Origin of the sequence: Chitinophaga sp. LS1 (genome assembly GCF_034274695.1) — a bacterium.
Taxonomy (GTDB): Bacteria; Bacteroidota; Bacteroidia; order Chitinophagales; family Chitinophagaceae; genus Chitinophaga.
Genome location: NZ_CP128362.1, coordinates 5,129,465 through 5,143,593 on the forward strand (window position 1 = coordinate 5,129,465; position 14,129 = coordinate 5,143,593).

Consider the following 14,129-nt stretch of genomic DNA (forward strand, 5'->3'; position numbering starts at 1 on the left):
TCTTGAAGACGACATATATAGGAGAGCATTTATTGCCAGGGCAGTTTGGACATTTTTTTGCAGTTCTGGCGTTCGTAGCCTCGATAGTGGCCACTGCCAGCTATTGGGTGAGCGTACGTACCGACGATGAGGTAAAGAAGCGTTCCTGGAAGCTGCAGGGCCGTTGGGCATTTATCATTCAGGCAGCATCCGTATTTGCCGTATTTGCTTGCCTGTATTATGCATTGTACAACCACTTTTTTGAATATAAATATGTATGGCGCAACTCAAGCCGTGATCTTCCTGTTAGTTTGCTGTTGTCCAGTTTCTGGTCTGACCAGGAAGGTAGTTTTATGCTCTGGTCTATCTGGCAAAGCATACTGGGTCTCGTACTGATCCGTACCACTAAAAAGTGGGAAGCGCCTGTGATGACCATGCTCTCATTTGCACAGGTTTGTCTGGGCAGTATGCTGATCGGTATCTTCATTTTAGATTACAAAGTGGGTAGCAACCCGTTCCTGTTGTTGCGTCATGCAGCGGAAAACCAGGGGCTGCCATGGGTAAGTAGTCCCAACTACCTCAACTTTATCAAAGATGGTAATGGTCTGAACCTGTCCCTGCAGAACTACTGGATGGTGATTCACCCGCCGATATTGTTCCTGGGTTTTGCTTCTACAGTTGTACCTTTTGCTTTTGCCTTTGCAGGTCTGTGGACCCGGGAATACAAAGAATGGATCAAACCTGCCCTGCCATGGGCCTTGTTCAGCGCTGCTGCACTGGGTCTTGGTATTATGATGGGTGCTGCATGGGCGTATGAGTCGCTGACATTTGGTGGTTACTGGGCATGGGATCCGGTAGAAAATGCCTCCCTGGTGCCATGGCTCACGCTGGTAGCGGGTATTCACACCCTGCTGGCCTTTAAGTCATCCGGCCATGCGCTAAAAGCGACCTTCTTTTTCTTCTTTATTACCTTTATTTTAATACTGTACTCTACCTTCCTGACCCGTAGCGGTGTATTGGGCGATACTTCTGTACACTCCTTTACGGACCTGGGTATGAGCGGACAACTGGCCTTCTTCCTCTTTGCGTTCATTCCGGCTTTTGCCATGCTGATCGCGCGCAGGAAAGAGATCCCGACCATTCACAAGGAAGAAAGTACTTATTCCCGCGAGTTCTGGCTCTTTATCGGTTCCCTGATCCTGATGATTGCCGCTATCCAGATCACTTTTACCACTTCGATCCCGGTGTGGAACAAGCTGATTAACAACCTGGGTATCAAGAAACTCCTCCACCTTACAAATGATATTGCACCTCCTGCGGATGGTGTATTCCATTATAATAAGATCCAGATCTGGGTGGCGATCGTGATCGGTATACTCACCGCTGTCGTGCAGTTCCTGAAATACAAGGATACGCCGAGAGGGGAGTTTACCCGTAAACTGATGATCCCGACAGCATTGGCACTGGTTGCGACCGTGCTTTCCGGCTGGCTGGGCAAAGTAAACTACGATGCTTACGGTGCGGGTTTCCTGATGGCGATCTACCTGATGATGTTTGCGAGTTTCTATGCGATCATTGCGAACATCGCTTACATCTGGATCGGTCAGAAAGGTAAGCTGAAGGCGGCAGGTGCTTCTGTGGCACATATCGGTTTTGGTATGGTGCTGCTGGGTATCGTGATCACTTCGTCCAAGAAAGAAACCATTTCAATCGACAGGATGAAAATGCTGGATGGCGGTTTCTTTGGTGCCAACAGTAAGGAGAATCCACGTGAGAACCTGATGCTGCCACGTAATTTCCCTGTGCAGATGGGAGATTACCACGTCACCTACGCAGGCGACTCCTTGCCGGCGGGCGAATCGAAGACATTCTACCTGGTAAGGTACGATCGTAAAGATCCTGCTACCGGTAAAACACTGGAAGCCTTTACCTTACATCCGGATGCGTTCCTGAGCAACAAGGGAGAAGCGACATTGACACCAAACCCGGATTCAAAACATTATTGGAACAAGGATATCTTTACTTATATTACAGCTGTTCCTTTGAAAGAAGATGACAGCGATACGGCGACTTATCAGCCGCATGTGGTAGCACAGGGTGATTCTATCTTCTTCTCCAACGGGTACATGGTGATGGAAGGCCTTGATCCTCAGCCAACCAGCCGTAATTATGCTGCTGAGCCAAATGACCTGGCTGTGGGTGCAACCCTGAAAGTGTATACCAAGAACAATGACCAGTACAACCTGAAGCCGATTTACCTGATCCGCGACAGTAGTTACGAATATAATATCCCGGATACCGTGGCACCACTGTCACTCTATGTTCGCTTTAGTAAGATCCTGCCAAAGGATAAAAAGGTAGAACTGGAAGTAAAAGAATCCACCGTTTTCAGGGATTACATAGTGATGAAAGCCTTCATCTTCCCATTCATCAATGTATTGTGGATAGGGGTGATCGTAACGGTGATCGGATTCATTATGAGTATGTTCCAGCGCTTGCGTCAAAACAAAGAAAAGCCAGCTATAAAGAAACCTTTGACAAAAGAAAAGGTAGTTTAATAGTCTGACGATATAAATGAATTGATACAGGTAATAATCCCGGTTATTACCTGTATTGTTTTTTAATAATAATTCACTCTCCATGAATAGCAGATGGCTGCGCGTTTCTCTTATGATCCTTACGTCTTTGGTGCTGGTATATTACCTGGGGCCAAGGCCTGCTGTGCCGGTGTATGATCCAAAGTTTCCGCAGGTACCGGACAATGTTGCGGAGCTGGACAAATACGTTCGTCAGAAAGAGGCACAGCATAAACTGAAGCCGGATAATGAGGCGAGGATCGTGTGGCGTGATTCCCTGCATGAGAAAACGGAATATGCGGTGGTGTACCTTCATGGTTTTTCGGCCAGTCAGGGAGAGGGGAACCCGGTGCACCTGGATTTTGCAAAGCGATATGGTTGTAATCTATACCTGTCCAGACTGGATGCACATGGACTGGATACGACAGAGCCATTGCTGACCATGACAGCGACGGGGTTATGGAAGGATGCCAAGGAAGCGTTGGCGATAGGGAAGGCATTGGGGGAGAAGGTGATCCTGATGGGTACATCTACAGGTGGTACGCTGGCATTGGAGCTGGCGGCGACGTATCCGAATGATGTGTATGCGGTGATAAATATGTCACCAAATATTGAGATTAATAATGACATGGCTTTTTTGACGAATAATCCGTGGGGATTACAGTTGTCGAGGATTGTGATGAATGGGAATTATAGTGAGTCGAATGATAAAGATTCGCTGCGGGCGCAGTATTGGTATACGCGATACAGGCTGGAAGCGGTAGGGGAGTTGCAGGGATTGCTGGAAACGACGATGGTGCCGGCTACGTTCAGGAAGATAAAGCAGCCGGTATTGAATTTATATTATTATAAGGACCAGAGACACCAGGATCCGACGGTGAAGGTGAGTGCGATATTGAGAATGGAGAATTGGCTGGGTACGGCGGATAGTTTGAAGGAGGCGGTGGCGATACCGGAGGCGGGGAGTCATGTGATTGGGTGTTATATGACATCGCATGATGTGATGGGGGTGGAGAGGGCGATCAATGAGTTTGCGCAGCGGAAGTTGAAGATGGATACAGTGATGCAGAAGGCAGATAATTGAGTTTAACGCAGGGCGGATGATGGAGAAAGTGCTGAGGGTGGATAATTGAGTTTGTTTTGAGATCTGTGGATGCAGGGAATTGAACTTACTGCCGGCCACAGGCCTGTTTTGCGGAAGGAGAAAGCCGGAAATATCATAAAAGATTAATATCAGTTCCTATTGATATTTACCTTAACTTTAGCAAAGTATTAGGAATACTTTAAGAAATGGGTCGTTCAATATCCGCATTCTTCATTGTTATCATGCTTTGCCTCTTTAGTCGTGTAGGGGTCTTTGCTCAGACCAAACACGGTCTGGATAGTATCCCTGTCAGTGCTATTATAGTCAATGGCGACACCATTCCAAGCATTACTCTCCGCATAGTAGAAGTTATCGATAAATTACCGAAGAAGTTCCGTAAACAGCGAGAAGCGTGGACGCGTCTGCGCAACGCGGTGTATGTAACTTATCCCTATGCAGTGCAGGCTTCCAGGATTCTGAAAGATGTGAATAGCAGACTGGCTGCTTTGCATGACAAAAAGGATCGGAAGGCTTACCTGGCAAGTGTAGAGAAACAGATGAAGGCGCAGTTCGGCGATAAGCTGGAGAATTTGTCTATTTATCAGGGGCGTATATTAATGAAGTTGATAAACAGGCAGACTGGTCAGAACTGTTATGAGATCATTAAGGAATTGAAAGGAGGGTTTTCTGCACGGATGTGGCAAACGGTGGCTTTCTTTTTTGGGGGAAATTTGAAGAGTGAGTATGATTTGGATGAAGATAAGGATATAGAGGCGATTGTGCAGGAGATAGAGATTTATAGGGGATCGAGGGCGTCTAATTAAGAGAGCGTAGGGATTATAGCCAGATAGCTTCAATCCGGTATTCCGGGCCTATCATTGATGACTTTAGTGGATTAACCCAATGGCTCTCAGCCTATATTTAACAAGACATTGAAGCGGCGGTTGCCGCTTTTTTTATAACTTTCACACATGCGATTCAAAATTATTTTAGGCGGCCTCCTGCTTTGGAGTGCCGCAACCATGGCCCAGGACAGCGTATTGTACATTGTTGACAGTGTAGAGGCGACGAATGGCCTTGAGCAACTTACACCCGACAAGATCGCCCTTATTAATATTGTGAAAAGCCCGATTTTACAGGCGCAGTATGGCGCTAAAGCGGCGAATGGGATCATGTATATTGAGACCAAGCCATTTGCACGCAGGCGGTATAATCGGTTATTTACCAGTTTGTCACCTGCTTTTGAGGCGGCGATTAAGAAATATGGGGATGATAGTAAATTCCAGTACATACTGGATGGTACTAAGATAGATGACAACTCGGTGAATATGTTGGCGGCGCTGGAAAGGAAAAATATTACCAGCCTGGTAGTGGTGGATGGAGACGCGCTGAAGAAGACGTATGATGTGAAGGATAGGAAAGTGGGGGTGATCATTACATCGAAATAAAACGATATGAAACCTTGTTGTGGGGCGGGTACTCACAAATAATATAAACATCCATAATATGGAAGAGGCAGGTATTTATCTCAGAATGGATGTTTTTCTCTATTTAAAATAAGCATCCTATACGAAAGGAACAGGTGTTCTATTAGAATGGATGTTTTTCTCCATTAAAATATGCATCTTTTATACGAAAGGAACAGGTATTCCTATTAAAATGGATGGTTTTCTCCGTTTAAAATATGCATCTTTTATACGAAAGGATCACATATTCCTCTCAGGAAGGATGTTTTTCTCCATTAGGGTTATATTTGCACCCGAAAGGAAAGAATTCAAGATGAAATTAGACATATTAGCAATAGTTGCGCATCCCGATGATGTGGAGCTGGCTTGTGCAGGTGCCCTCATGGTACACGCGGCACAGGGAATGAAAGTAGGCGTACTGGACCTGACAAAAGGAGAATTGGGTACGCGGGGCACTCCCGAAACCCGTGCCGCAGAGGCGGCAGATTCTTCCAGAATAATGGGACTGGATGTAAGAGAAAACCTGGGATTGCCGGATGGCTTTTTCAGAAATGACACAGAAGAGCAATTGCAGGTGATCGCGATGATCAGGAAATATCGCCCTGAAATAGTGCTGACGAATGCCCGTGAGGACCGTCATCCGGATCATGGACGTGCGGCGGTGCTGGTGGCAGATAGTTGCTTTTTATCTGGTCTGAGGAGAATAGAGACAACATTAGATGGACAAGAGCAGGAAGCCTGGCGCCCAAAACAGGTATTCCATATGCTGCAGAATAAAATAGAAAACCCTGATTTTGTGATAGATATCTCTGCTGTAATAGAGCGGAAGAAGGAAGCGATCAGAAGTTTTAAGACACAGTTTTTAGCCCCGGCGGCGGACAATGAGCCTGCTACTTATATTTCTTCACCTGCGTTTTTTGAGAATATTATCAGCCGTGACAGGTCATTTGGCCAACTGGTTGGGGTAGAATATGCAGAAGGATTTACGACAGATAAAATGCTGGGAATCAAGAGCTTTAATGACCTTATTGGAAATGTAACCTGAAGTAGGGAAGCCTGGAAATGACCAATTTTGAGGAACGTGTTGTAGAACTGGGGTGCATAAAACACACTGTTCCTTTGCCATATATAAATAACGAAGGAACAGCTATTTTATATTATTAAAAAGATTGGAATAATTAAGGGCAATAAAACTCTGTTTCCCGATCTGGGAATAGAAAATGGTATGAGTACGGTACACCGTTGCTCTTCAAACATTAGATGAACAGATCTTGAGTGGCATCAAATTCATCATGTTTACTGAAACTGTTTTTAATGAACGGAATCAGAGCAAGGCCTATCGTAATTATCACTAAGAGTACATTTTTCGCTTTCATATCCTGTCGTTTTATTGTAAATGGATGAGTATACTTATATAACTAAATAACGTGCCAAAAAGTTACGTTTCCTTTCGAAAAACGTTAAGAAAGTATTAAACAGGGGAAAAAGTGAAACAAGAATTGAATTTCATCAATGCTGTACAGGCGCACTGAAGTATATAGACTTTTTCAATAACCTATTAGGAAAAATCTATTTGACTAATTATGAATAGACAGTGACCTTTGCACCGGAAATTTGACCGCAGGTAGAAATAGTAACCAACAATATAAATAATCATCAAGTACATGAAGAATGCAACTTTGTCTCTGGGTGCACAGTTCCCTGAGTTTAAGAAAACGGCAGTAGTATCTATCGAGAAAGGAAAAGAGTTTTACGAACTGAGTTCAGAGGAGCTGAAAGCTTCCGGCAAATGGTTAGTGATGTTCTGGTGGCCTAAAGATTTCACTTTTGTATGTCCTACAGAAATCGCTGAGTTCAACAAAGCTCACCAGGATTTCGTAGACCGTGATGCGATCCTGATCGGTGCTTCTACCGACAGTGAGTTTGTACACGCAGCATGGAGAAGAGATCACGAAGATCTGCGTGGTCTTCAGTTCCCAATGCTTGCTGACACCAGCAAATCTCTGGCTACAGAATTAGGTATCCTGGAAGAAAATGAAAAAGTTGCTTACCGTGCTACTTTCATCGTTGATCCTCAAGGTATTGTACGTTGGGTATCCCTGTATGACCTGAACGTAGGTCGTAATGTGAAGGAAGTACTGCGCGTACTGGATGCACTGCAGACAGACGAGCTGTGCCCTTGTAACTGGGAAAAAGGTCAGGCTACCCTGAACGCATAATTTTTTATTTCGAGGTCCATAGTCAGCGCCTTTAAGGTTGTCCGGCTATGGACTTTTTCTTACCCGTAACTTTGTAATATTATATATATGTTCGCAACATCCAATCAGGATACAGCTGTGCAGTTGCTGCAGGCAGTGGGATTGACCGAGAGTGCATTATCTACCAGTTTACATGCATTAGCCAATTCAGACGCAAGATATCTGAAAGATTTGAAGATAAATGTGACGAATGGTCTGAATTCCATCAACTTAACCAAGAAGGAAGCTTACCTGATCGGTTTGTCAGTAGCGGTAAATGAAAAGAATGCAGCGTTGCATGCAGCATTTGAAAAGCTGGCAGTAGCAGAAGGTGCGAATGATAAAGAGGTGGCAGAAGTGATCAGCTGTACCAGTCTGCTGGTAGCTAATAATGTATATTACCGTTTCCGTCACTTTGTGAAGAAAGAGTTCTATACTACCCAGCCAGCAGGTATCCGTATGAGTATCATGGCGAACCCAATTTTAGGAAAAGAATTCTTCGAATTGATAAGTTTAGTAGTTTCTGCTTTGAACGGATGTGAAATGTGTGTATCTTCGCATGAAGAAGCACTGATAAAACACGGCACCACCCAAAACCGTATCTTAGATGCAGTTAGGCTGGGCGCGGTTTTGAGAAGTTTAATCGTGTTACTGTAAGTGATAGGTTTCTTACCGGGAAAGATCTTACCGAAAGAACAATAATCCTGAAATTCGTCATTGCCATGGGCATTTCGGAGGGATGAATGGCCTGCCGACAGTTGATGTGGATAAATTTTTCAAGGTGCGGAAGTCTGGTTAAATACTGTTGTAAAACAGGACGGGGCTAACCATCGAAGGTAGCAGGTATTGTCCGCCATAAGGCTGTACCCGAATACTGGCTGAAGAGGAAAGCTATTGAAGTACTGCCGAAAGGTGGTCATTTAATCAGGTTTTTAAGGTGTGGATAATTAATATTTATTTGCGCGATGCGCTTGTAAGTAATTGAGGACCACCGCTTAATGTTGAAAAACATTACAATAAAATACTTTTATTCATTAATCACGGAATGTGATAGTTTGCAAATTCAAAATAATTTGCGACTTTTGCAGTCCAAAATTTTTCTATCATGGCAAGAGTATGTCAGGTGACAGGAAAGAAGCCTATTACGGGTCACCATGTTTCCTTCTCTAACATTAAGACTAAGAGAAGATTTCTGCCTAACCTGCAGAAAAAACGTTTTTTCCTGGCGGAAGAGGATCGCTGGATATCTTTGAAAGTTTCTGCTGATGCGTTAAGAACCATCAACAAAAACGGTTTGTATGCAGTAGTTAAAGAATTGCGTGCAGCTGGACAAACAATCTAATCGTAAGCATTCAACTTAATTTGTATACAAAATGGCAAAAAAAGGTAACAGGGTGCAAGTAATACTGGAGTGCACAGAACACAAAACTTCTGGTCAGCCAGGTACTTCCCGCTACATCAGCACCAAGAATAAAAAGAACACTCCTGAGCGTCTGGAGTTGAAAAAGTACAATCCTATTTTAAGGAAAGTAACTGTACACAAAGAAATCAAATAATTGATCGTTAATGTTAGTAGTTAATCGTTTATCCTATTGATGCGATTGGCAATTGACTGGATAGATTTTTGACAATTCACTTAACTTTTAAGTAAAAAATATTATGGCAAAAGCAGCTTCCAAGAACTCGAAAGTAAAAGATGCTAAAGCAGCCGCTGAATCCAAGGTTTGGACTAAGGTAATCAAGGCGGTACGTTCTCCGAAAACTGGTGCATATACCTTTAAAGAGGCTATCGTGCACAAGGATAAGGTTCAGGAGTACATGGCTAAGTAATTCGGCTTTACTAAACTATATTTAAAGCTGTCTCGTTCAAAAACGGGGCAGCTTTTTTTGATTTATATAATATAATAGGACAGGTCTGTACGGATTTAATAAAATAGGACCGTCTGTACTGGCAGAATAGGAGGAGTGAGTTCAATCAGGCACTGAATGATACGAGGGGGAGTTCGGGTTTGAAAGGGGAGATTTACTTCGGGATTGATTCTATAGAAGAGATTTTGGGTTTAAGTTTGATCACTGAAACGGAGGATTCAATTTTGGAGCCGATCGTTCTATTCAATTCAAATGAACCCCGCCAAAACGACCGCTTTCAACGGTTATAATACTATTTTATTACCCAGCTCCACATTTTTCAGTAAATTGGCGCTGTATTTTATATTTCATCCACATTTGTTCAGTCCGTCGCGGTAAAAAACAGACAGCTATGAGTTTTTTCAATAAGCTTTTTTCAAGAGAAAAGAAGGAAAGCCTGGATCAGGGATTACAAAAGACAAAAGAAAGTTTCTTAAACAAGCTTGGTCGTGCCATCGCCGGAAAATCTTCCGTTGATACCGAAGTCCTCGATAACCTCGAGGAAGCCCTCGTATCTGCAGATGTAGGCGTGGATACCACTGTACAGATCATCGATAGGATCGAAAAAAGAGTATCTAAAGATAAATACCTGGGTACCGGAGAACTGAACAAGATCCTGCAGGAAGAAATCGCCAGTCTCCTGGTCGATGCACCTGACAGCGGTTTTCGTGACTTCGATACCCCTGCCGGCAAAAAGCCTTATGTTATTATGGTCGTAGGCGTAAATGGTGTTGGTAAAACTACCACCATCGGTAAACTCGCTTACAACTTCAAGAAAGCCGGCAAAACCGTCATGCTCGGTGCGGCAGATACCTTCCGCGCAGCAGCAGTAGACCAGCTTACGATCTGGAGCGACCGCGTAGGCGTGCAAATCGTAAAGCAGGCCATGGGCTCCGATCCGGGAGCAGTTGCCTTCGATACCGTACAGAGCGGTGCTGCCAAAGATGTAGATGTGATCATTATAGATACAGCCGGCCGTTTGCACAATAAAGCCCACCTGATGGATGAGCTGAGCAAGATCAAACGCGTAATGAAGAAAGTACTGCCTGAAGCCCCCCACGAAGTACTGCTGGTATTGGATGGTTCTACCGGTCAGAATGCACTGGAACAGGCCAAACACTTTACCGCTGCTACCGAAGTAACTGCCCTGGCCATCACCAAACTGGACGGTACTGCTAAAGGTGGGGTGGTACTTGCCATCGCAAACCAGTTTAAAATTCCTGTTAAATATATTGGTATCGGCGAGAAGATGGAAGATCTGCAAGTCTTTAATAAAGTAGAATTTGTAGACTCCCTATTTAACATTTAAACACTGATGCAGCATAGCACTAAATAAACGCCCTGTAACAATTGCGGGGCTTTTTATATATCCAAAAAAAATACAATTTCTGACAATAGGTTCACTAAATAGACGTTTATACGTAAATGAGAATTGACAATTCGTAATTAATTAATTACCTTTGCAATTCTTTGAACAAATATAACCCCCACTAAGGCTCATAGTCACTAAACAGCAAGTCTCGCTGTTCTCTTCAGTTTCGTGTCTGGATGTCTTCGTGGCGGTAATCAGACAAGCCATCTGCTTGTTTGCCCGATAAAAAATTATTCGCGCTTGAAGACAAAAACTTTAAAGAAAGATAAGGTTAATATTATTACGCTTGGATGTTCCAAGAACATGGTAGATTCTGAGGTACTCAGCGGACAGCTGCTTGCCAATGAAATTGATGTGGTACACGAGAGTGCTAAAAAAGATCATAATATCGTAGTGGTGAACACCTGCGGTTTTATCGACAAAGCAAAAGAGGAATCCATCAATACCATTCTTGAACAGGTAGAACTGAAACAAGGCGGTCGTCTCGACAAGGTCTATGTGACCGGTTGTCTCAGTGAACGTTATCGTGGGGATCTTGAATCAGAAATTCCAGGTGTGGATGCCTGGTTCGGTACCATGGAGCTGCCGCTCATCCTCAAGAAATTTGACGCTGATTATAAAGCAGAACTGCTCGGCGAAAGATTGTTGAGTACACCTACACATTATGCCTATCTGAAAATTGCAGAAGGTTGTAACCGTACCTGCTCATTCTGTGCGATTCCTTTAATGCGCGGTGGACACGTGTCCAAGCCTATGGAAGCGATCATTACAGAAGCAGAGAAACTGGTGAACTCCGGTGTGAAGGAGATCATGCTCATTGCACAGGAACTGACTTATTATGGTCTGGATCTGTATAAGCAACGTAAATTGGCAGATTTATTGCGTGCTTTGGCGAATGTAAAAGGATTGGAGTGGATCCGCCTTCACTATGCTTACCCGCACAAATTTCCAATGGAAATATTGGATGTAATGAAGGAGTTCCCGAACATCTGTAATTACATCGATATGCCGCTTCAACACGCTGCTGACAATATGTTGAAATCCATGAAGCGCCAGATCACCCGCGTGGAAATGGAAGAATTGGTAACAGCTATCAGGGAAAAAGTTCCCGGCATTGCACTCCGTACTACACTGATCACCGGCTATCCCGGTGAAACGCTGGAAGATGTGGAAGAACTCAAAGCCTTTCTCGAAAAGATGCGTTTCGACAGGGTAGGGGTCTTTACCTACAGCCATGAAGAAGGTACCAGTGCCTATGACCTGGAAGATGATATCCCGGCAGAAGAAAAAGAACGCAGAGCACAGGAGATCATGGAAGTACAACAGGAAATCTCTCTCGAAAAAAATCAGGAGATGGTTGGAAAGATCTACCGCGTGATTGTCGACAAAAGAGAATCAGGCCGTTATCTGGCACGTACTGAATTCGATTCGGTAGAAGTAGATAATGAAGTAATTATTAACACTAACAAGCGCCTGAAATCCGGTGAATTTGTCAACGTAAGAATTACGAAGGCTTACGATTATGACCTGGAAGGTGAACTTGTATAAGTGTACATCCAACGCAGGTATGAATGCGTAAGTTTTGTTCATAGAAACAACAGGAAAAGTAACCCAGTGCATAGAATTCACTGGGATGATATACCAGGGCTCCCGACGGAGCCTGATCAAAGCAAATCAATGATAACATTTGAAACATTAGGCTTACAAGAGCCCCTTTTAAAAGGAATCCAGGACCTCGGATTCGTAGCGCCTACACCAATACAGGAAAAAGCTATTCCTGTTCTATTGGGCGGAGATAGAGACTTCGTAGGTTTAGCCCAGACGGGCACAGGTAAGACGGCAGCATTTGGCCTGCCTTTGTTACAACAGATAGATATTAAACAGCGTCACCCTCAGGGGCTTATATTATGCCCTACCCGTGAACTATGCCTGCAAATCACCAATGACCTGAAGAACTTCAGCAAGCACCTGGGAGATGTAAGCATCGTAGCGGTATATGGCGGTTCCAGCATTGTACAGCAATTGCGCGACCTGAAGAGAGGCGTACACATCGTGATAGCTACTCCTGGTCGTTTGCTGGATATTATTGACCGTAAAGCGGTTAATTTCACAAACGTACGTTATGTTGTACTGGATGAAGCAGATGAAATGCTGAACATGGGTTTCCAGGAAGACATCAACAGTATTCTTTCCAACACTCCTGAAGGAAAAACCACCTGGTTGTTCTCCGCTACTATGCCACAGGAAGTACGCCGTATCGCTCAGAAATACATGACCGATCCGTTCGAACTGACTGTAGGTAACAAGAACAGCGGTAATGTCAACATCGAGCACGAATACTACATCGTACGTCCCCGCGAAAAATATGCGGCGCTGAAACGTATCGTGGATTTCAACCCTGAGATCTTCGGTATCATCTTCACCCGTACTAAAATAGAATCACAGGAAATCGCAGAATCACTGATTCGTGATGGTTACAACGCCGATGCTCTGCACGGTGACCTGACCCAGCAACAGCGTGATAAAGTGATGAAGCGCTTCCGCGAAAAATCACTGCAGGTACTGGTAGCAACTGACGTTGCTGCACGTGGTATCGACGTTGACAACGTAACACACGTTATCAACTACGAACTGCCTGATGACGTAGAAAACTACACGCACCGTTCCGGTCGTACCGCACGTGCCGGTAAATCAGGTATATCTATCGCTATCATCAGCAGCCGTGACATCGGTAAAATCCGTCAGATCGAACGTGTGATCGGTAAGAAATTTGTGAAGGCAGAAGTGCCAGATGGTTTTGCAGTATGTGAAAAACAACTGTTTGGCCTGGTGCATAAAGTTCACGCCGTAATTGTAAACGAAGAACAGATTGAACCATACCTGGAACGTATATATGAAGAGTTCCAGAACATGAGCAAAGAAGAGATCATCAAACGTTTCGCTTCTCTTGAGTTCAACCAGTTCCTGGAATACTACCAGGATGCACCTGATCTGAACGTGAAGGAAGAAAAACGTACTTTCGAAGCTGGTGCTGAACGTGGTGCACGTGGTACTGGTAAATTCACCCGTCTGTTTATCAACCTGGGTTCAGTAGATGACTTTACCCGTGGCGATATGCTGCGCTACCTGTGCGATACCAGTGGCGTACGTGGTAACAAGATCGGTCGTATTGATCTGAAAGGTGTTTACTCCTTCTTTGAAGTAGAAAACGATGTAGTAGATAAATTCCAGGAGACTTTCAAGAAAGCTGATTACAATGGTCGCAGCGTGAGAATTGAAATGTCACAGGATGGTGATCGTCGCAGAAGCGGTGGCCCGGGTGGCGGAGGTCGTAGCCGTGAAGACGGTGGTGGCAAACGTCGTTGGGAAGGTAGCGGTAGCGGCAGTGGAGCAGGTTCACGCCCAGGATATAAGAAGAGATATTAATCGACTTAAATGAATATTAGAATCCCGTCTCGTTATTACACGAGATGGGATTTTTGTTTTTAGGAAGGAAGCCTTCGCCGG

At 44.3% G+C, this 14,129-nt stretch carries 13 protein-coding genes; all 13 read left to right on the forward strand.

Annotated features, from left to right (window positions below; translation table 11 throughout):
* The first annotated feature begins 2 nt into the window (after positions 1–2).
* Positions 3–2,537, forward strand: coding sequence for a cytochrome c biogenesis protein CcsA (gene ccsA / locus QQL36_RS21175; RefSeq protein ID WP_321566687.1), 2,535 nt, complete (start codon positions 3–5; stop codon positions 2,535–2,537).
* A gap of 82 nt (positions 2,538–2,619) precedes the next feature.
* On the forward strand, positions 2,620–3,639 hold the full coding sequence (locus tag QQL36_RS21180) for an alpha/beta hydrolase (protein ID WP_321566688.1): 1,020 nt from the start codon (positions 2,620–2,622) through the stop codon (positions 3,637–3,639).
* A 206-nt stretch (positions 3,640–3,845) separates the two neighbouring features.
* Positions 3,846–4,463 (forward strand): DUF4294 domain-containing protein, encoded by a 618-nt coding sequence (locus tag QQL36_RS21185; RefSeq protein ID WP_083728990.1) that lies wholly within the window; start codon positions 3,846–3,848, stop codon positions 4,461–4,463.
* A gap of 147 nt (positions 4,464–4,610) precedes the next feature.
* Positions 4,611–5,087, forward strand: coding sequence for a hypothetical protein (locus QQL36_RS21190; RefSeq protein WP_321566689.1), 477 nt, complete (start codon positions 4,611–4,613; stop codon positions 5,085–5,087).
* Between the two features lie 331 nt (positions 5,088–5,418).
* Positions 5,419–6,150 carry a bacillithiol biosynthesis deacetylase BshB1 gene (gene bshB1, locus QQL36_RS21195; protein WP_321566690.1) on the forward strand — a complete coding sequence of 244 codons (732 nt, stop codon included), beginning with the start codon at positions 5,419–5,421 and terminating at the stop codon, positions 6,148–6,150.
* Positions 6,151–6,769: 619 nt separating this feature from the next.
* Positions 6,770–7,324: a peroxiredoxin gene (locus QQL36_RS21200; protein WP_321566691.1), complete on the forward strand. Its 555-nt coding sequence runs from the start codon at positions 6,770–6,772 to the stop codon at positions 7,322–7,324.
* Positions 7,325–7,411: 87 nt separating this feature from the next.
* Positions 7,412–7,999 carry a carboxymuconolactone decarboxylase family protein gene (locus QQL36_RS21205; protein ID WP_083728984.1) on the forward strand — a complete coding sequence of 196 codons (588 nt, stop codon included), beginning with the start codon at positions 7,412–7,414 and terminating at the stop codon, positions 7,997–7,999.
* A 448-nt stretch (positions 8,000–8,447) separates the two neighbouring features.
* The gene (gene rpmB, locus QQL36_RS21210) at positions 8,448–8,684 is read left to right on the forward strand and encodes a 50S ribosomal protein L28 (RefSeq protein WP_072357217.1); all 237 of its coding nucleotides are present in this window, start codon (positions 8,448–8,450) and stop codon (positions 8,682–8,684) included.
* Between the two features lie 31 nt (positions 8,685–8,715).
* Positions 8,716–8,898: a 50S ribosomal protein L33 gene (gene rpmG / locus QQL36_RS21215; RefSeq protein ID WP_012790733.1), complete on the forward strand. Its 183-nt coding sequence runs from the start codon at positions 8,716–8,718 to the stop codon at positions 8,896–8,898.
* 103 nt (positions 8,899–9,001) lie between these two features.
* Positions 9,002–9,172 carry a DUF4295 family protein gene (locus tag QQL36_RS21220; RefSeq protein ID WP_072357218.1) on the forward strand — a complete coding sequence of 57 codons (171 nt, stop codon included), beginning with the start codon at positions 9,002–9,004 and terminating at the stop codon, positions 9,170–9,172.
* Between the two features lie 430 nt (positions 9,173–9,602).
* Positions 9,603–10,559 carry a signal recognition particle-docking protein FtsY gene (gene ftsY / locus QQL36_RS21225; RefSeq protein ID WP_083728982.1) on the forward strand — a complete coding sequence of 319 codons (957 nt, stop codon included), beginning with the start codon at positions 9,603–9,605 and terminating at the stop codon, positions 10,557–10,559.
* 303 nt (positions 10,560–10,862) lie between these two features.
* On the forward strand, positions 10,863–12,170 hold the full coding sequence (rimO, locus tag QQL36_RS21230; protein WP_321566692.1) for a 30S ribosomal protein S12 methylthiotransferase RimO: 1,308 nt from the start codon (positions 10,863–10,865) through the stop codon (positions 12,168–12,170).
* Between the two features lie 129 nt (positions 12,171–12,299).
* Entirely contained in the window at positions 12,300–14,048 is a 1,749-nt protein-coding gene (locus QQL36_RS21235; RefSeq protein ID WP_083729031.1) for a DEAD/DEAH box helicase, read from the forward strand.
* The last annotated feature ends 81 nt before the right edge of the window (positions 14,049–14,129 follow it).

Coding starts and splice junctions, on each gene's coding strand:
- QQL36_RS21180 (WP_321566688.1), top strand. CDS start 2,620: ATGAATAGCAGATGGCTGCGCGTTTCTCTTATGATCCTTACGTCTTTG.
- QQL36_RS21185 (WP_083728990.1), top strand. CDS start 3,846: ATGGGTCGTTCAATATCCGCATTCTTCATTGTTATCATGCTTTGCCTC.
- QQL36_RS21190 (WP_321566689.1), top strand. CDS start 4,611: ATGCGATTCAAAATTATTTTAGGCGGCCTCCTGCTTTGGAGTGCCGCA.
- bshB1 (WP_321566690.1), top strand. CDS start 5,419: ATGAAATTAGACATATTAGCAATAGTTGCGCATCCCGATGATGTGGAG.
- QQL36_RS21200 (WP_321566691.1), top strand. CDS start 6,770: ATGAAGAATGCAACTTTGTCTCTGGGTGCACAGTTCCCTGAGTTTAAG.
- QQL36_RS21205 (WP_083728984.1), top strand. CDS start 7,412: ATGTTCGCAACATCCAATCAGGATACAGCTGTGCAGTTGCTGCAGGCA.
- rpmB (WP_072357217.1), top strand. CDS start 8,448: ATGGCAAGAGTATGTCAGGTGACAGGAAAGAAGCCTATTACGGGTCAC.
- rpmG (WP_012790733.1), top strand. CDS start 8,716: ATGGCAAAAAAAGGTAACAGGGTGCAAGTAATACTGGAGTGCACAGAA.
- QQL36_RS21220 (WP_072357218.1), top strand. CDS start 9,002: ATGGCAAAAGCAGCTTCCAAGAACTCGAAAGTAAAAGATGCTAAAGCA.
- ftsY (WP_083728982.1), top strand. CDS start 9,603: ATGAGTTTTTTCAATAAGCTTTTTTCAAGAGAAAAGAAGGAAAGCCTG.
- QQL36_RS21235 (WP_083729031.1), top strand. CDS start 12,300: ATGATAACATTTGAAACATTAGGCTTACAAGAGCCCCTTTTAAAAGGA.